Source organism: Streptococcus suis, assembly GCF_019794555.1.
In the GTDB taxonomy this organism is placed as follows: domain Bacteria; phylum Bacillota; class Bacilli; order Lactobacillales; family Streptococcaceae; genus Streptococcus; species Streptococcus suis_AB.
On sequence record NZ_JAIMEP010000010.1, the window covers coordinates 1 to 17,981 of the forward strand.

At 39.6% G+C, this 17,981-nt stretch carries 17 protein-coding genes; 1 reads left to right on the plus strand and 16 read right to left on the minus strand.

The window, feature by feature from the left end; translation table 11 throughout:
• Positions 1-429: 429 nt before the first annotated feature.
• The 7 genes from K6V48_RS05805 to pnp are packed head-to-tail and all read right to left on the minus strand — an operon-like array spanning position 430 to position 6,931.
• The gene (locus K6V48_RS05805; RefSeq protein ID WP_024391466.1) at positions 430-834 is read right to left on the minus strand and encodes a Mini-ribonuclease 3; all 405 of its coding nucleotides are present in this window, start codon (positions 832-834) and stop codon (positions 430-432) included.
• Positions 827-2,170, minus strand: coding sequence for a cysteine--tRNA ligase (cysS, locus tag K6V48_RS05810; protein WP_160863988.1), 1,344 nt, complete (start codon positions 2,168-2,170; stop codon positions 827-829). Before cysS ends, K6V48_RS05805 begins: the two co-directional genes overlap by 8 nt.
• A gap of 10 nt (positions 2,171-2,180) precedes the next feature.
• A complete protein-coding gene (locus K6V48_RS05815; RefSeq protein ID WP_024391464.1) occupies positions 2,181-2,366 on the minus strand; it encodes a hypothetical protein in 186 nt (61 codons plus the stop codon).
• Positions 2,360-3,133 (minus strand): nucleoside phosphorylase, encoded by a 774-nt coding sequence (locus tag K6V48_RS05820; protein WP_172055793.1) that lies wholly within the window; start codon positions 3,131-3,133, stop codon positions 2,360-2,362. The genes K6V48_RS05815 and K6V48_RS05820 overlap by 7 nt, the downstream gene beginning before the upstream one ends.
• A gap of 1 nt (position 3,134) precedes the next feature.
• The gene (locus K6V48_RS05825; RefSeq protein WP_222368477.1) at positions 3,135-3,995 is read right to left on the minus strand and encodes a GNAT family N-acetyltransferase; all 861 of its coding nucleotides are present in this window, start codon (positions 3,993-3,995) and stop codon (positions 3,135-3,137) included.
• Positions 3,996-4,038: 43 nt separating this feature from the next.
• Entirely contained in the window at positions 4,039-4,656 is a 618-nt protein-coding gene (cysE, locus tag K6V48_RS05830) for a serine O-acetyltransferase (RefSeq protein ID WP_024391461.1), read from the minus strand.
• A 55-nt stretch (positions 4,657-4,711) separates the two neighbouring features.
• Entirely contained in the window at positions 4,712-6,931 is a 2,220-nt protein-coding gene (pnp, locus tag K6V48_RS05835) for a polyribonucleotide nucleotidyltransferase (protein WP_222368478.1), read from the minus strand.
• A gap of 201 nt (positions 6,932-7,132) precedes the next feature.
• On the opposite strand from pnp, the gene K6V48_RS05840 reads away from it, so the two are divergent.
• Complete coding sequence (locus K6V48_RS05840) at positions 7,133-7,660, plus strand: GNAT family N-acetyltransferase (protein WP_222368479.1); 528 nt, start codon at positions 7,133-7,135, stop codon at positions 7,658-7,660.
• A 108-nt stretch (positions 7,661-7,768) separates the two neighbouring features.
• On the opposite strand, the gene rpsO is transcribed toward K6V48_RS05840, so the two are convergent.
• From rpsO to K6V48_RS05885, 9 genes are all read right to left on the minus strand, one after another.
• Positions 7,769-8,038 carry a 30S ribosomal protein S15 gene (gene rpsO / locus K6V48_RS05845; protein ID WP_024391455.1) on the minus strand — a complete coding sequence of 90 codons (270 nt, stop codon included), beginning with the start codon at positions 8,036-8,038 and terminating at the stop codon, positions 7,769-7,771.
• A 151-nt stretch (positions 8,039-8,189) separates the two neighbouring features.
• Positions 8,190-8,540 carry a hypothetical protein gene (locus K6V48_RS05850; RefSeq protein WP_172006714.1) on the minus strand — a complete coding sequence of 117 codons (351 nt, stop codon included), beginning with the start codon at positions 8,538-8,540 and terminating at the stop codon, positions 8,190-8,192.
• Between the two features lie 77 nt (positions 8,541-8,617).
• The gene (locus K6V48_RS05855; protein ID WP_222368480.1) at positions 8,618-9,895 is read right to left on the minus strand and encodes a uracil-xanthine permease family protein; all 1,278 of its coding nucleotides are present in this window, start codon (positions 9,893-9,895) and stop codon (positions 8,618-8,620) included.
• A gap of 194 nt (positions 9,896-10,089) precedes the next feature.
• Positions 10,090-11,985 (minus strand): GmrSD restriction endonuclease domain-containing protein, encoded by a 1,896-nt coding sequence (locus tag K6V48_RS05860; RefSeq protein ID WP_222368481.1) that lies wholly within the window; start codon positions 11,983-11,985, stop codon positions 10,090-10,092.
• A complete protein-coding gene (locus K6V48_RS05865) occupies positions 11,982-13,271 on the minus strand; it encodes a DUF262 domain-containing protein (protein WP_222368484.1) in 1,290 nt (429 codons plus the stop codon). Before K6V48_RS05865 ends, K6V48_RS05860 begins: the two co-directional genes overlap by 4 nt.
• Positions 13,272-13,488: 217 nt before the next feature.
• Positions 13,489-14,439: a helix-turn-helix transcriptional regulator gene (locus tag K6V48_RS05870; RefSeq protein ID WP_222368486.1), complete on the minus strand. Its 951-nt coding sequence runs from the start codon at positions 14,437-14,439 to the stop codon at positions 13,489-13,491.
• 33 nt (positions 14,440-14,472) lie between these two features.
• A complete protein-coding gene (locus tag K6V48_RS05875) occupies positions 14,473-15,003 on the minus strand; it encodes a hypothetical protein (RefSeq protein WP_029751930.1) in 531 nt (176 codons plus the stop codon).
• Positions 15,004-15,019: 16 nt separating this feature from the next.
• Entirely contained in the window at positions 15,020-16,882 is a 1,863-nt protein-coding gene (locus K6V48_RS05880; RefSeq protein ID WP_261311056.1) for an AAA family ATPase, read from the minus strand.
• A 329-nt stretch (positions 16,883-17,211) separates the two neighbouring features.
• A complete protein-coding gene (locus K6V48_RS05885) occupies positions 17,212-17,973 on the minus strand; it encodes a nuclear transport factor 2 family protein (protein ID WP_222368490.1) in 762 nt (253 codons plus the stop codon).
• Between the last annotated feature and the right edge of the window lie 8 nt (positions 17,974-17,981).

Sequence of the window (17,981 nt, forward strand, 5' to 3'; positions counted from 1 at the left end):
CCTCGAAAGAAGTCGCTTTTATCGAAAATTGGATTAACAACTACCCTAAAAAATGCTTGGACTACAAGTCGCCGAGTGAATTTCTTATGGGTGGCTAATTTCAACTTGAAATTTGGGTTTTTTTTATTTTTGACGATCCAGTAAATCGTTTAGAGTTGAAAAAATCAGCGTGTCATAGCAAAGATTATATCCTTTGACAATTCAATAAACAGCGGCTATGTATTAACTTTTTTTGTAGGTAATGGAATGTAGGAATTAGAAAAAGCATTGTTCATGTCTACTGGTTGAAGCTAGAGCTATGTTTGTTTCTTATTTTACGGAGGCAGAAGGATGGTTCTGCTAGAGAATTTCAGTTGGTAGGGAGAGTAAATTCTATTCAAAATCTTATCTGATAAAAAAATAGAAGACAATCTCATCAGACTATCTTCTTTATATGGATTTGTTTTCTACTGTTTCAATACACCAAGTGATAAGCTCATCGAGTCGTTCAAATTGATTTGTCATATGGAGGTAGCCCAAAACTGCCTCAAAACCTGTAGACATACGATAAGTCACAATATCTGCATTTTTAGCCTTTGTGTGGCTATTTGCATTACGACCTCTTCGATAGATTTCTTCTTCTTTCTCATTTAATAGCTGAGTTTCTAAGAGAGCTACGATAAGACTGGCTTGTGCCTTTGCCGAGACGTATTTATTTGCTTCACTGTGTAATTTGTTGGGCTTGGTCAATCCCTTGAATATCAAATGTCGCCTGATATACATAGAATATACTGCGTCACCTTCAAAAGCAAGAGCAATTCCGTTGATAAGGTTCACATCAACTACACTAGTCACGTGTCCACCTCACGCCATCTTTTGTATCTAATAATTTAATCCCTTGCTCCGCCAATTCATCCCGAATACGGTCCGCTGTTGCAAAGTCCCTATTGGCACGCGCTACTTGCCGCTCCTCAATTAAGGCTTCAATCTCACTGTCTAAGACCTCTTCCTCAAAGACAATTCCAAAGACTGCCAACATTTTTCCAAAGGCTTCCTTGACAATGGCATCATAGTTTCCGGAGTTGATCCATTTGGCAAAGTCGAAAATTGCTGTAATGCCATTTGCAGCATTAAAATCATCATCCATTGCAGTCTCGAACGCCGCTAAATGTTTAGCTAATACCGTGTGATTAGACACATTCAGCACTGGTTGAGTATAGGTGTTTTTTAAGTATTTTAAATTAGTTTCCGCATCGGAGATAGCTTTCTCCGTGTAGTTCAGTGGTCGGCGATAGTGCTGGGTCGCAAGGAAAAACCGTAAAACTGGCCCATCAATGTTCTCCAACATATCATGTGCAGTTAAAAAATTCCCTAATGACTTGGACATTTTTTCATCATTGATATTCAGCATAGCATTATGCATCCAGTAATTTGCGAATGTCTGGCCTGTTTTACATTCTGATTGGGCAATCTCGTTGGTATGGTGCGGAAACTCCAAGTCTGCTCCGCCACCATGAATATCTATGGTATCTCCCAATATCTCTGTTGCCATAACCGAACACTCGATATGCCAGCCTGGACGACCTAGACCCCAAGGACTTTCCCATGACACTTCTCCTGGCTTAGCTGATTTCCACAAGGCAAAGTCAAATGGATGTTCTTTCAATTGCCCCTCTCCATCGACACGCCCAGATGCTCCAGCTTCTAACTCTGACAAAGTTTTATTGGCCAAACGGGCATAATTCTTTGCCTTTTCAACACGGAAATAAACATCCCCTTCTGCTTCATATGCATAGCCCTTATCCAATAGAGCTTGGACAAAATCAATGATTTGGTCCATATAATCGATAACACGAGGATTCTTGGTTGCAGGTTTAACTCCTAATTTTGCCACGTCATCCTTAAATGCCGCAATAAACTTATCAGATAATTCCTTTGTTGTCATACCAGCTTCATTTGCAGCTTTGATAATCTTGTCATCCACGTCCGTAAAGTTTGAAATGTAAGCTACATCAAAGCCACGGTATTCAAAATAACGGCGGATGGTATCAAAAGCTACCACACTTCGTGCATTACCGATATGAATATAGTTATAAACCGTTGGTCCGCAGACATACATTTTTACCTTGCCTTCTTCCAAGGGTACAAAATCACGTAAACTGCGGGTCATGGTATCGTAAATTTTAATCATAGATGCTCCTTTACTTCTGAACATTCTTCAAGATTTGGTATTTTTGATATAGTTTTACTAGCCAATAGGCTGTTGCTGCCAACCAAATCATCCCAACCTGCCAATTACCTTGTGAAAATTTAACGACAAATAGAATCGTTCCAACGATGGAAGTCAAGATATAGGGCCAATTCTGTTTCACTAATTCTTTTAACATACTGTACTTTCTAATTTTTTAGCAATGTCCATCGCGATTTCAAAGAAAGTCATACAGTCAACATTTCTCTCCTCACGACGAGTATCCCACTCATTGTTATGGTGATCCACATAATCAGCTGTGTAGAAAAATTGATAAACATTAGCCTGTCGGAACTGGGACCATGCCATAATAGCTGATGCTTCCATATCAACCACCATTGCCCCAGCAGTCAAGCGACGTTTAACCTTAGCTGCTGTTTCTCTATAAAATGCATCTGTCGTCCATGTCTTAGTCCGAACATGTTCAATTCCTGCTTGATCTAAGGCTTCTTCCATGGTCAATAATAGTTTCGAATGATAGCTAATCTCATCACTGGCTGGTGCATAATGATAACTAGTTCCCTCATCGCGTAAGGCTGAGCTTGGTAGGATAATCTTATCTACTGCAATAGACCGATCCAGTACTCCACAAGTACCAAATACAATAAAATTTTGAAACCCTTTGGCTCTCAATTCTTCTAGATTCCCAACAATCATAGAAGCTCCAATTGGGGCTAACATGACACCAACTCTCACTCCACTTTCTTCATAAATATACCATGGCAACTGGCCATTTAGATTGTGAAGAGCTCCACCCTCATATACATTTTCTAACTCGGCAACTCTCTCAATGATTTCTCCATTAAATGACAGAATTAAAGTATTACAGGTTTCACCACCACCCCGAATAGAGGCATCCGTCGGTTCAATAACTGCAGAGGTGTTTTCAAATTCTTCTAGCAGCATATCAACCTTCTTTCGGGTCTAAGTAGACCACTTGTGTCTGCTTGGTAAAACCGATATTTTCATACAGCCGCTTAGCGATGAGGTTGTCATCTTCGACGGCGATTTGAAAGGGGTTGTCGTTTTTCGTGATAAGGTCATTGATGACAGCTTTGACTAAGTAAGTGCCGTAACCTTTTTGTTGCTGGTCGGGTGCAATAGCTAAACCGTAAAGATAGTTATCATCGGTCGATATATCTACTGTGCAAGAACCGATAACCGCTCCGCTATGTTCCAAAAGATAAAGCAAGCTATCCGCATCAGCGATAGCCTCACGTGCGTAACGAAGAGCCACCTCATAGTCGCTATCAAAGACCTTTGTCTGGAAATACGCAATGTCGTCTGCATGGTGAGCTTGTGCCAAGCTTATTGTGAGTTCAGCCTGTTGCGAGAACTGATAAGGCTCTCGCTCACGTCCCAGCCATGTCTCAGTATCCGTATCTTCTACCAAGTTCCATGCTAGCGCAAGGTCTGGGTGCTTGTCCAGAAATACACGTTCTGTCTGAAAGGTCACACTAGCGATAGGATAGTTAGCCGTCTTCATCTGGTAGCAATCATAGAGCTTGCGTGCCAGCCCCTGTCTGCGGTAGGCTGGGTGCACAATAATCGCAAGTTCCACATCCTCATCATCGGCATACACAGTCAAGAGTCCAACCAACTGTTCACCTTGATAGGCCAAGAAAAAAGCTGGCATTTCAGGGTCAAAGTTGAGCATATTTGACAGGTAAGGGTCACGATAGGTGCCGTCATGGGATTGCACAGTGCTTATCAGAGTTTTTGCAGCGGATAACTGCTTGGGATTTAGAACATTAGTTGCTATTATCATGCTTACCTCTTATCTCTATAACTACTCACATAGGAAGGCTTTCCTACAAATGCGACGAATGGTGGCTGGCTTCTCGTAATTCTGCAAGCTTAGTCGTGTAGTGTTCACGGCCATCTTCCATGTCATGAATGACCTTTTCATCTTTTTGACCGTGTACACGGACAATTTTAGCTGGCATGCCGACCACTGTCACATCTGCTGGCACATCGGCTAGGACAACGGCAGCTGCACCCACTTTGGCATTTTCTCCGATTTCAACAGGTCCAATAACCTGTGCGTGTGCAGAGACAAGGGCACCCTTTCGGACAGTTGGATGGCGTTTGCCCGTATCCTTACCCGTTCCACCCAGCGTTACGCCGTGGTAAAGCATGACACCAGACTCAATAATAGCTGTCTCACCAATAACCAAACCAGCTCCATGGTCAATGAAGACTCCCGAAGCAATTTCGGCACCTGGATGAATCTCAATATTGGTCCAAAAACGCCAAAACTGACTGTGCATCCGAGCTAATAATTTAAAACCATTTTGCCACATCCAGTGAGAGAGACGATGAGCAGCCAGCGCCTTGACTCCTGGGTAGGTCAAAAGGACTTCCAAGGAGTTCCGTGCCGCCGGATCTTTTTCTTTTACAATTTCTATGGTATCCTTCCACCAACCCATGTCTTCTCCTTCTAGCGAGAAGACAAGTCCATTTCGGGACTTGCCTACTTCACTATTATTTTTTATCTACTTTATGAAATTTAAATTCACCAAAGTTATTATCTTTTTTCTCTTTGTGTTCTTTATGACGACGAGGTTTTTCTGATCGTTCACGTTTTTCTGGTTCCACGTAGCCTTCTGGTTTTGGTAGAAGAGCTTTCATAGAAGCATCAATACGTCCCTTATCATCAATTTTTATCACCTTAACATCTACAACATCGCCAACCTCAACCAAATCTTCTGGTTTATTGACACGTGTCCAAGCCATTTCAGAAACGTGGACGAGGGCATCGGTCTTGTCAAAAAGGTTGACAAAGGCACCGAATTTCTCCAAACGAACCACTTTTGCTTGGAAGACTTCGTCCACTTTTGCTTCACGGACAAGGCTAGCGATGATTTCTTTTGTACGCTCAATTGCAGCACGGTCTGGTGAGAAAATCGCCACAAGACCGTCTTCGTCGATATCGATTTTCACGCCAGTTTCTGCAATAATCTTATCGATGGTTTCTCCACCCTTACCGATAACAACCTTGATCTTGTCAACATCAATCTTGATAGTGTCAATCTTCGGTGCAGTTGGTGCCAAGTCAGGACGAACTTCTGGGATAGTCGCTTCGATAACATCAAGGATTTCAAAACGTGCCTTCTTAGCTTGTGCCAAGGCTTCTTCCAAGATTTGTGGTGTAATACCGTCAATTTTAATATCCATTTGAAGGGCTGTGATACCGTCACGAGTACCAGCTACCTTGAAGTCCATGTCGCCGAAGTGGTCCTCAAGACCTTGAATATCGGTCAAGACGGTGTAATTGGTACCGTCTGAGATCAGACCCATGGCAATCCCTGCAACGGGGGCCTTGATTGGCACACCACCTGCCATAAGGGCGAGGGTACCAGCTGTGATAGAAGCCTGTGAAGAAGAACCGTTTGATTCCAAGACTTCTGCTACCAAGCGGATAGCGTAAGGGAAGTCTTCCAAGCTAGGCAAAACTTGCTCAAGAGCACGCTCACCAAGAGCGCCGTGACCAATTTCACGACGACCTGGTGCTCCGTAACGACCAGTTGAGCCAACTGAGTATTGTGGGAAATTGTAGTGATGCAAGAAGCGTTTCTTGTACTCATCATCTAAACCGTCGATGATTTGGGTTTCACCCATTGGTGCCAAGGTCAAGACAGAAAGGGCTTGCGTTTGACCACGGGTAAAGAGACCTGAGCCGTGAACATTTGGCAAGAAGTCTACTTCTGCATCCAAAGGACGAATCTCATCAACACGGCGACTATCTGGACGAACCTTGTCTTCAGTTATCAAACGACGAACTTCCGCATGCTCCATTAGTTCCAAGATTTCATGGACATCACGCATGATACGGTCAAATTCTTCGTGCTCAGCGTATTTTTCTTCGTAAGCTGCGATGACAGTCTCGCGAACGGCATTGGTCGCATCTTCACGGGCCAATTTTTCTTCAACCTGCACCGCTTTTTTCAAATCGTCATTGTAAGCTGCAACAATCTCAGCCTGCAATTCTGGGTCCACTTGAAGAAGCTCCACATCTGCCTTTTCCTTGCCGACTGCTGCCACGATTTGATTTTGGAAATCCAAGAGTTCTTGAATGGCTGCATGACCTTTCAAGAGTGCTTCCAACATCACATCTTCTGATAATTCTTTGGCCCCCGATTCAACCATGTTGATAGCGTCTTTGTTACCAGCAACTGTCAATTCTAAAAGGGATGCTTCTTGTTGAGCTTGATCTGGGTTAATAATCAATTCGCCATTAACATAACCAACCTGAACACCAGCAATTGGACCATTGAATGGAATGTCTGAAATCGCTAATGCCAATGAGGAACCAAACATGGCTGCCATTGGAGCAGATGCATCTGGATCATAAGAAAGGACTGTGTTGATGACTTGAACTTCGTTACGGAAACCTTCCGCAAACATTGGACGAATCGGACGGTCAATCAAACGAGCTGTCAAGGTCGCATCAGTTGACGGACGGCCTTCACGCTTCATCCAGCCACCTGGGAATTTCCCTGCAGCATACATCTTTTCTTCGTAGTTAACTTGGAGGGGGAAGAAATCACCAGTTGCCATTTTCTTAGACATAACAGCTGCAGTTAATACTGTTGAATCTCCATAACGAACAACTACCGCACCATTGGCTTGTTTGGCAACCTGGCCAGTTTCAACGACTAGTTTCTTGCCAGCAAAAACCGTTTCAAATACTTGTTTTGACATGAATTGTCTCCTGTTTTTTTCTGAAATTTTTCTTGCGTGTTTTCTACAAAAGACAATCAAACAGCTTGTTTCACTCTCTTTTGCACAAAATCACGCATAATTCTTATTTTATCATATTTTAGGTAGAAATAAAGGCTTGAAACTATTTTTGACAAGAAAACATACTCATGATAAACTATTCAAAATAGTTGGAGGTAGAAAATGGAAACTTGCCATCTTGTAGTTCCTAGTTTAAAATGGAAGAACCAAATCTTAGCCTATAAAGAAGCATTTAGCAATGAACATCTTCATGGTGGTGGCAAACTGCAACAATTTGAAGCAGTTGAGGAATGGCTGGAGCACGTTGAAAACGAAGCATCTCCAGCGACCTGTCGTCCCAACCGCGCTTCTTCTTCAACTTTTATCTGCATTCGCGAGCAGGACAAAAAAATGGTGGGCATTTGCAATATCCGCCATCATCTCAATCAAGAATTTTTGGTCCATATCGCCGGTCACATCGGCTACTCCATTCATCCGAATGAACGGCGCAAGGGCTACGCCAAAGAGCAATTGGCCCTCGCTCTGCAAGAAGCCAAAACTCTGGGCATCAATCGCGTCCTCATTACTGCAGCCGACTGGAACATTGGCTCTCAAAAAACGATTTTAGCCAACGGCGGCGTCTACGAAGATACCCGCATCGATCCTGACGACGGCGACCGCATGCTCCGATATTGGATTGAAAATTTGTAATATAAAAACCTGAAATGCATAATAATTTTCTAAATTATTACGATAAAAAAAACACAGCTCAGTATACAAGATACTGGTGCTGTGTTTTTTTGTTTCTATACCTGCTAATTAACGACGCAAGCCAAGTGAATTGATTAATTCGCGGTAACGGTTAACGTCTGTGCGGCGGAGGTATGCCAACAAGTTACGACGGCGACCGATTTTTTTCATCAAACCACGGTAAGTAGCGTGGTCTTTTTTGTGTTGTTTGATATGGTCGTTAAGGTGGTTGATTTCCCAAGTAAGTACTGCTACTTGTACTTCAACTGAACCTGTGTCGCCTTCATGACGCGCATATTGTGCCATGATTTCATTTTTTTTCTCTTTTGAGATTGCCATAATGTATACTCCTTTTTATTGAGCTCAATCCGAGTGACAGGTTGGCGACCTGTGACCAAGAAAAAGCTAGATTTGTCCTTTTGGACCTTATCCATTCTATCAAGGAACGGTGCTTTTGTCAACTGATTTGAGCAATTGATGAGCTGCTCTGCTATTTCTCCGAAAGACCTGTTTGAACTGCTTCAATTAAGTCGTTTTTCCATATTTCAATCGCATCCAGATGCAGGGCAAAATCAAAGTCCTTGAGGTTGACCTGAACTTGCAAACTGCCTTGCTGATAACGGGCCATCAGCACGATTTGATCCAACCCTTGCCCCATATACCAATAGATAGCTTCGACACTTGGATTGTCCACAACATCTGCCTGTATTCTAACCGCAACATCATTTAAGCTGGCTGAACTAGTATCAAAAATTCGACCATATTCGTGGTCTGCCATTACATCTGTCTCATACCAAATATGAAGAGTGTTGCTATACATTTCTTTTGCTAATGCTTTCACGAGCTTCTCCTTTTTCCTTTACTATACCACAATTCATAAAAAAAGCCAGCCTGAGCTGACTTCAAAATCGAGTGTAATTACTTGGCTTTTTCAGCTTTGGGCAAAATGAGGTTAAGGATAATCCCAACGATTGCCGAGAGGGCTGTTCCTGAAAGGGTTATCGCACCAATATTCAGAATTGCACCACCAAGTCCTAATACCAACATAGAACTTGCAACAATTAAGTTACGAACTTGACCGAAATCTACTCGACTTTCAATCAATACTTTCAAACCATTTGATGCAATAACACCATATAGTAAGATAGACATTCCTCCGAGAACGGCACTTGGAATGGTCGAAATAAGAGCTGTAAATTTACCCAAGAATGAGAAAGCAATTGCAATCAAAGCAGCATTGCGAATAACCGATACTGACGCGATGCGAGTCATACCGATAACCCCTGTATTTTCTCCATAAGTCGTATTGGCAGGACCCCCGATTAAAGCTGAAACAGCTGTCGCTACACCATCACCAATCAAGGTACGACTGAGACCTGGGTTTTTCAAGAACTGACGACCACAGATTTGGCTGAGAACTGTATGGTCACCGATATGTTCAGCTACAGTCACTACAGCAATTGGTAAAATGGCAACCATTTCAGGTCCGAAGTAAAAATTATACGATTTGAATACACCTGTTTCAAATGGTAAATAGAATCCTGGCAACTCAAACCAAGCCGCTTCGAGCACAGGTGTGAAATCCACCAGACCAAGCAAGAGAGCAACAATATAACCACCGATAATGGCAATTAAGAATGGAACAATCTTGGCGAAGCCTTTCCCTTTGGTATTGACAAAAGCCGCGATCAAGAAAGTGACAATAGCTACAACAACATTTTTCCAGTCACCATCCGCCACAAAACCTGCAGAAGTAACTGCCGAATTGGCAAGGCCAAGACCGATAACGATGATCATAGGCCCAATAACCACGGGTGGTAATAGAGTATCAATCCATTTTGTACCAATGGCTTTGACGAGACCTGCAATCAGTACATAAATCAGACCAACAAAGAAAATACCTGTTTGTGCTGCTGAGATATCTCCGCCCATTTCTTTGATAGCTAAGGCCATAGCTGAAATATAGGCAAACGAAGAACCAAGATAAACCGGTACTTTAAATTGAGTAGCTACTTGGTAAATCAGGGTTCCAATACCAGATGCAAATAGGGCCACGGATACGGGCATTCCCAAAATCAAAGGTACTAAAATCGTTGCACCAAACATGGCAAACACGTGTTGGAAACTGAGCAAAATCCCCTGAAGAGGAGCTGGTTTCTCATGGACATCAAACAAAAGGTTGGCTTTTGTATTCATCATTCTCCCGCTCTGGGTACACAAAAAGACCCAGACTTTCTAAATTTTCATAGTCATAGGCCCTTAATGAATTATCCTGTTGTCTTTCTCACCTCACGGGATGAGTTTAAAAACCTACGCTTTTTTCATTGTATCATAAACATTCGGATTTTGGCAAGGGATTTATTTCTGACATATACTAAAAGTTTGAAAAATCAAATGTTTTTCGTGCTTTCAATAAATTCCTTAACTAACTTTAAAATCTTGTCCTCATGCCCCCTGATTACCTCACTATTCCAATTGTCATCCGAATTTCCAGTAAGTTTAGCCATCCATTGCAGTTTTAGACTTTGGTTTCCAAATATCTTTTCCCATTGGCTATACTTGGCCTGAGGTCTAGAGTTCCCAAACTTCGAATTTTGACTGTCCGTGATAATACAAAGGTTTCCGAGAGAATGAAGCAGACTATCAGACATTCTTAACATCCCACTATCTTCAAAATTTGGATTCTGAGGATACCAATGTTCAACGGAACGACGATAAGTGAATCTAAAATTCCTTGAATCAAAAAAGTACTCCTGTAGATTATTTTGATTTTTCCATAAGACATAATCAATAAAATTGAAAGCATAGATAGGCATATTAGGGTAGCATCTAAATTTTCGACCATCTTCTATAAATAACCGTCCTTCAGCATATCGAACTGCCAACGCTTCTAGAAAAATTACAAACTGGTGTCCAAATACTTCATCTTGCAAATGTTCAACATTCTTGAATAGATAGACCAGAGTCTCATATAGCCAACGACTATCTCGATTTGATGTAAAGGTCACTGCAAACATAGACTGAAGCATAATAATGGTATCATTCACTGCTTTATCCGAAAAAGTATTATTCTCGAAATGTTCTTTTACAAAGAAATCTGTATTTTTCCGATTGTCTCTTTGATACTCATAATAAGTACCTTTGCTAAGAAACCAGTCGTTTTTTGACCGCCTTGATGTATCCTCGCTTGCATTTCTAATGACATAGTTATCAAATAGATGTCTAATACTTAATAAAGTTTCCGAGAAGTAAATGACCCAATCCCCTCCTTTTTCACTCACCGTAAAGACATCAAGAAGTTTCTTATCATCTAACTGAACATCTTGTGGGGGAATATTTTCAATAATAGAAACAGTATACAAGAGTAGCGTTTCAAAGTTAATTACGGTTGTATATTTTCCAGTCTCTTCGTCGTCTACGATGTCATCAAATACCAATGAACTTGAGTCTTCTAGGGTATCTAATATACTTTTTTTTGAACTATTTGTGTTATCAATAAATCGATAGATATTGGCTAATTTATAATTTGAAAAATGCCAACCAAAAATATTTTCTCTTTCTTTGAACGTTTCCTTTCTTTTCCTTCTCATTTGAAATGCTTTAACTACTGGTTCTTCGAAATCTGCACAGGCATCCCAGATTTTAGCAAACTTAGCAGCTTCTTCATCATCAAGCTTCGCCATCAATTGAGCCTTAATAATTTCATGAGCTTCCAATTGCTCCCCTCTTGAATTAAACCGCTCAAAATAAAGATTCAAATCTAAGTCAGTAGGTAGCATATTTCTAAAAATAATGACGTGTTGAAAGAGGTACTCCGCATATACTGTCGCTTCCATTTTAATCTGTTCGGACAGAATTTTATTGAGTGCTAATTTGGTGTTTTGGTAACCCCTAATAATCTCATCCATATTCTCAAATTCAGCACTGCTATTCTCAAATAACTGCTGCAAAGAAGCATTGGACTGCTTACGCGCTTCAAAATTTAAGAGTTTCAAGTCAGGGATTTGAATGTGATACTCATTTCTCAAAACCAATGCCAACAAAGTCAAAGCTGTTGTTCTCTGTTGCCCATCAATAATATGGTACATATTTCCTTTTTGATGAACAACCAGTGTTCCGATATAATAATCAGGACGTTTTTCACGTTCGTTGTAAGCATCTGCTATGTCAATAAGCAATTGCTCAATCTCATCATATGTCCATGAAAAATTTCGCTGATAAAGAGGAACAATGTATTCATCTTCAGTCAGAAGTTTTGTAACTGTCAAAGTAGCTGTCTTAGTCATTTATTAAGCTCCTCTTCCTCAAGAATTTTCTCCAAGGTAAAATGTTCAAATTGATCACGATTGATTTTCTGCAAAAAATCGCTTGGTGTACTAGCATGATGTAATAGCTGAAATAATTTTTGAACTGTACGCCGTTGAAAAATTCCACCCGCAGCATAATTGGCTAAAGTGCTATCATAAATGGCACGCGCTTTTATACGTGGATAATAGGCCCATATAAAAATTGTTTCAACAATATCTTTATCTAAAGCTCCCTGACCAAACCTATCCACAAAAAGCAATACTAGATTATCGAATAAATTACGATTCCGGTTATAGCGTTGTTTAGTAGAATATAAAATCTTGAGCATTTTGGAATCTAGACTGAGACTTTCAAACCAAGTTTCTCTATTTTGAATCATTTTGTGTGACTGATTAATATAAGAGAAAAAGTACTCTCCATCAATAATTGGCATCGTTAAAGAAATAGGATAATCAATATTTTGTGCTTTTAATAGTCTAAAGAGATTCAAATAAGGGTATTCGTTATGATGTAAACCGACACCTTTAAAATCATCGATAAAATCTTCTGTAAAGCGAAGGTATGAACCCTGACGACGTTTAGTCAACCCAGTTTCGCCAATTGACCACCGTCGCACTCTAAAAAGATATTGGTTAAATAAATCTTTTAAATTGACCTTTTCGTCTGTAACAATTTTTTCCCAATTTTCAATCAAATCTTCACTGATTTCAGAGGCATTTCTCAAATGATAGGCTTTAAGCAGGTCGTGTGGCTCTAAGGCTTTTCCCCGATTATTTTGAGAATCAAAAAGTTGGAAAGCTTCAGATAATCGATTATGTGGCATTGTAATAACAGCAATTTCACAATTTTTAAGAAGAAAGTCACAAACTTTTTGCGCCTTTTCATCATCAAGGTCAATCAGTATTTTCCACTCTTCAAAATTTTCCTTAGCATGTTGACACGAAACCACGTCAAATTTTTGATTTAGTAACTGCTGGGCACCGATATAGTCATTCAACTTTCCTAAAGCCTGTAAAAATAACGCAATGGAAATTGTCCGTTGTTGTCCATCAACAATATCTAAAGTTTGTTTTTTATCATGTAAAATAAGAGATCCAACTTGATAAATGTCCTTTTTAGAATCTATAACTTCTTTGACATCATAGAATAAGTGGCGAATGTGTTTACGTTGCCATTTATAAGGGCGTTGATAATTTGGGATATGGAGCCTATTGTCCTTCAAAAGCTCCTCTAACGTCATATGCCTCAAAGTAATATCAGTCATTCTACTTATTCTCCTATTTTTTCTCTACACTTGCATTCGGAATCATTTTCGCATGCATTTCCGCAGCTGTTTTATCGTAAAACGGTCCTGCAATCGTATTTCCAAATTGATCTACCACAATCCATTCTTGCATATACTTCCCCTCCTTTCAATCAAGAGTTATAGTACTGATACATCCATTCTAATACACAGAGTGGACAAATAGTGTCCCATATATCTAATTTTTATAGTTTTCTTGCATCTTTTTGAGGAAATGTTTCATATCTTCTACAAGCGAAGTCGGGGAAAGCACAGTCAGGGCATCCGCCTGACTCAGCAACCAACGTTTTAAGCCTGGTGTGTCTTGACTTACAAATTCAATGATGTTGCCTTCGGAGTTGATTTCGATAATCTTTGCTGTCGGAAATTGATCCAAGACAATGGTTGGATCATAGCTAAATCTGACTCTTATGGTTAATTCCCGTCCCATAAAGGAATCCACGCGCTTATTCCGTACCTCACCATCTCGAAACTTTTTGCCATAAGAAATATCCGGTTTCTTCTCAGTCGAAAGTTTCCAGTCTAAAATCCTATCTAACTTTAAAGTCATATAGGATGAATGTTTTAGATTATAAGCTACAAGGTAAAAGTAATGACTATCGTAGTAGAGTGACACAGGAAAAACTGTGTGTTTCTTTTCTACATTGTAGGGAGATTGGTAGCGAATATCTAATACCAATTCCTTACGAATGGCCTCTGACCATTCCCAAATCTTATCGATTCTATTTTGAGTATCTGAAAGCGGGGCATAGTTTAAGAGTTCACTAGCGATGATGGCAGAAATTTCTTTCTGCTCATCTTTCGATACCAGAGCAAATAAGCTATCTAAAACAGCCTTATTTTCTTCCTTATTCAAAGCACGATTTTCTAGCAAAATCTTAGAAATGGTTAGAATTTCCTTTTTGTTAAAAAGTGATTTCCCTTTCAAAAAGCGAGTATGGTGCTTAGAATCATAGGCTAACTCTGCTGCAATCATCGGCTGACTTTCGATAAATCCTCCTAGCAGAGCAAAATCTCTCTGAATTGTCTTCTCACTGACTCCAAATTCATCTGCCAACTGTGGCTTTTTCAGATGTGCTCCTGATTGCAAACGTAAAAATATAGTAAGTAATCTTTCCTGATCGTTCATAGAAACCTCAATTCTAAAAAGATTATAACACTCTTAGCAAGTCAAATTCAATAAATTTCCTTGGTAGAGAATCTTGCTCAATGCGTCATTTGAATTATCAAATTCGCAACCAGTTACCAATAATTTCCCACCTGTTTTTAGGTAGCTTTCTAAAATTCTTGCCAACTTCTTCTGAATCGCATCGGTACTATTATAAAATTCTTCAATATTTTCAATCATCACAACATCAAATTCTTCTAGAAAATGAACATTTTGTACTATTTCTATAGCCAGACTGACTCCGACTACTCTTTTCACTTTCCTATTCATCTCTTGATAGTAAAATTCTATGTGGTCAACAAAGCTCCTTCTGATGTGATCAACATCCGAAATAATGTATAAAAGTTGTCCGATATAGCTCTTTTGAGGGATTCCAAGAAAATCGCTCACTTCCCGATTGATGCTGTCAAAAGAGCTTCTCACCTTGGTATCCGAGTCCAAATTTCTGTATAGCAAATCGATAAATATTTCTAAAATTTCCATATCATTAAACACAGCGTTTTCGTTCAAACCATTGTTATTCATGTGCAATTCCTTTCTTCTATCCCTGTAATCCAAAACCTATTAACCGTTGAGTTGATTCCAACTCTGATAATTCTTGAATGGCATTCTTAATATCAACTTCTATTACGGCATTCATCTCTGTTTCATCCAAATCCCTCTTACCTATCCTTTCCATTACCCGAGTCGCCTGTTGATACAAGATAGCTTCTATTAATTTACGAACATGGCGTCCATTACCAAAATGTTCATTTCTAATACGACTCAAAAAGTGCAAGTGCAATGCACTCTCACAGCTCGATTCAATGGAATAGCCCTTATTACTCAACATTATTCTAAAAATTTCATTGAGTTCATCCACGGAATAATCTTCAAAATGAATGATGTTTGAAATTCTAGATTGTAATCCCGGATTCGTGTCTATGAAATTGTGCATCAACTCTTTATAACCGGCAAAAATAACAACTACCTCATTGCGACGATTTTCCATTTCTTGAATAATGGTGGGTATAGCTTCATTGGCAAAATCTCTTTCACTCTGTGGAATCAGACTGTAAGCTTCATCGATAAACAGTACACCACCACTTGCACTATCAAACACCTTTTTTATTTTTGGTGCTGTTTGGCCAACATATTCCCCAATAAGATCTGCTCTTCCCACCTCTACTATCTTGTTTTCTGCAATCAAGCCATATTCATACAGGATCTCTGTATAAAGGCGAGCTACCTCTGTCTTACCTGTCCCTGGATTTCCTGTGAATAACAAGTGCCCATTACTTTCTTCAACATGATAGCCTTTTTCTTTCCTAAGTTTAGATAGTTGTTCAAAAGCAACTTGTTGTCTGATTAATTTTTTGACAGATTGAAGACCAATCATTTGATTCAGCCTCTTTTCAGCTTGGCCACATTTGCTTTTAGATTGTTCCTTTTGCAAACTAAAGTGACCCAGATCCAGCAATCCATTTTCTTGACAATAATTGGTTGCCACCGCATATTCATGGATTCTCTGAACCATTCGTCGAATATCTTTTGCATTGTTGAGATTTGAAGCCTTTTCTACATACTCCCTAACAATTTTCTTGTCTATACTAATTCGTCTTTTTGCTAATAGTTGAATAGCAATTTCAACCAGTTCGTCATTTGTATAAGGAGGAAACTCGATTCTATTTACATTATAGTATTCCTCCTGTAATTCCATTTCTATTTTTTTAGCTTCTTCAGTCGATTGGGCAATTAGAATACAAATATTATTCTCCCTCTTCGCATTGATATTAGCGAAAAGTTCTAATTTAGGACGAGCCCTTGCCTTAAAATAGTCATAAACAACTGGAAATTGCTTTTCATCAGTCTTGGGAAGAAAATATTCGCTACAATGAATATCAACCGCTTTCAAGTCGAACAAGCGTTCTAAATATTGGAGAGCATATTTTCGCCCACTGCCTTTTTGACCATTGAAAATTAAGAAAAACGGCTCTTTCGTATGCGATTCTAAATAGTTTGATTGATAGTCTAAATAGTTTATAAGATGCTGAATACTATTTTTGAATGTAGTAAGTCCACTCATATTTTCTGATAAAACATCCTCATTCGGAGTAAGACCTTGCTTATTTTCCTTTGATTGCTTCAATAAGAAATAACCAAATTCTCCCAACTGTTCACGTCCAACTTTGTCAATAAAATCATCCTCAGTTATTGAAGAATAGCCATCTAAATAGACATCCACTTCCCAAAGTGACTGAACCTTTTTTGCTATTTCTCGTTTTGTATTTGCAGCTCCCGTTACAATAAATAAATCTTCTTTTTCCTTCAAAAAATACATCCAATTATTTTCTTGAATAAACGATTCACTAGGATTTTCTAATTGTTGTATCACTCCCATAATCCTGATATGATAATAATTCATTTTCATCCCCCTCATTTATTATGTACTCTAGAGAGAGTATATAAAAACAGGTGGACAATTTTTGTCCATCTGTTTAATTTGTTTCTCAAAATAAGAAAACAGGCAGAAAATATTCTGCCCCAGATTGAAGAAAAAGTCCATTTTGGACAATTTTCTTCAATCTTTTTTCTTTATGTTGAAAATAAAAAACTCTCAAAAACGCCGAAATATCAACGTTTCTAAGAGTTTAATGACTTGCTATCTTTTGCAAACTTCTTCAATTTTTTATATTTTTAGGAGTTTGTCTACGTTCTGAGGCAGAAAATATTCTGCCCGCTTCTCTTTTTCTCTTAAAACTTCCCTAAATTCGTCAAATCTTTTTTCTCTGGCATGACTTCCTTATTGTCCCAGTGCTCGACAATCTTGCCGTCTTTGAGGCGATAGATGTCAAAGTGGGCGTAGTCCTGACCTGCAATCCAGACTTTAGAATAAGCCACCACATAATCACCCTGTCCCATCACCTTGAAGACAAAGTCGTAGGTGACTTGATTCTCTACAAGATAGTCCTTGTAGGCCGCACCGCCTTGGGCAATCTCTTGGTTGTGCTGAATAAGATCAGCTGCCACATAGTCGTCAAATTTCTCGATTTCCCCATTTTGAAGGACATCGACCAAGAAACGACGGACGATTTTCTTGTTGTCCTTGGTCTTGTCTAGGTCTGTCAGCTCAAAGTCAGCGTAAATCGGGTCTGTTTGGCCAATGGTTTTTGGATAGGCATCGATAACATCCCAATGCTCAACGATACGACCATTAGCATCTGAACGGAAGATGTCCGCTGTCACCCACTCAGCCTCACCATCATTGAGTTTCTGGTGGACATGAACGAAGACAAAATTTCCGTCTTCAATGGCACGAACAATATTTATTTCCCGCTTGGGATTGCGTTTGAAAAAGTCCTCAAAGAAAGCCGCAAATCCCTCTTTCTCATCAGGAACACCCGTACTGTGCTGAGTGTAAGTGGCTCCCATATAGTTTTCATGAACTTCCTTGATTTCCCCGTCGCGAATGCCACGGAGATAGAGATTTTTAGCATTTTCTAGTTGATGTGACATGATTTTCT

What these genes read in the sequence shown, in the direction of transcription:
- cysS (WP_160863988.1), bottom strand. Translation starts at nt 2,170, where the DNA reads ATGATTAAAATTTACGATACCATGACCCGCAGTTTACGTGATTTTGTA.
- K6V48_RS05815 (WP_024391464.1), bottom strand. Translation starts at nt 2,366, where the DNA reads ATGTTAAAAGAATTAGTGAAACAGAATTGGCCCTATATCTTGACTTCC.
- K6V48_RS05820 (WP_172055793.1), bottom strand. Translation starts at nt 3,133, where the DNA reads ATGCTGCTAGAAGAATTTGAAAACACCTCTGCAGTTATTGAACCGACG.
- K6V48_RS05825 (WP_222368477.1), bottom strand. Translation starts at nt 3,995, where the DNA reads ATGATAATAGCAACTAATGTTCTAAATCCCAAGCAGTTATCCGCTGCA.
- cysE (WP_024391461.1), bottom strand. Translation starts at nt 4,656, where the DNA reads ATGGGTTGGTGGAAGGATACCATAGAAATTGTAAAAGAAAAAGATCCG.
- pnp (WP_222368478.1), bottom strand. Translation starts at nt 6,931, where the DNA reads ATGTCAAAACAAGTATTTGAAACGGTTTTTGCTGGCAAGAAACTAGTC.
- K6V48_RS05840 (WP_222368479.1), top strand. Translation starts at nt 7,133, where the DNA reads ATGGAAACTTGCCATCTTGTAGTTCCTAGTTTAAAATGGAAGAACCAA.
- rpsO (WP_024391455.1), bottom strand. Translation starts at nt 8,038, where the DNA reads ATGGCAATCTCAAAAGAGAAAAAAAATGAAATCATGGCACAATATGCG.
- K6V48_RS05855 (WP_222368480.1), bottom strand. Translation starts at nt 9,895, where the DNA reads ATGAATACAAAAGCCAACCTTTTGTTTGATGTCCATGAGAAACCAGCT.
- K6V48_RS05860 (WP_222368481.1), bottom strand. Translation starts at nt 11,985, where the DNA reads ATGACTAAGACAGCTACTTTGACAGTTACAAAACTTCTGACTGAAGAT.
- K6V48_RS05865 (WP_222368484.1), bottom strand. Translation starts at nt 13,271, where the DNA reads ATGACTGATATTACTTTGAGGCATATGACGTTAGAGGAGCTTTTGAAG.
- K6V48_RS05870 (WP_222368486.1), bottom strand. Translation starts at nt 14,439, where the DNA reads ATGAACGATCAGGAAAGATTACTTACTATATTTTTACGTTTGCAATCA.
- K6V48_RS05875 (WP_029751930.1), bottom strand. Translation starts at nt 15,003, where the DNA reads ATGAATAACAATGGTTTGAACGAAAACGCTGTGTTTAATGATATGGAA.
- K6V48_RS05880 (WP_261311056.1), bottom strand. Translation starts at nt 16,882, where the DNA reads ATGAATTATTATCATATCAGGATTATGGGAGTGATACAACAATTAGAA.
- K6V48_RS05885 (WP_222368490.1), bottom strand. Translation starts at nt 17,973, where the DNA reads ATGTCACATCAACTAGAAAATGCTAAAAATCTCTATCTCCGTGGCATT.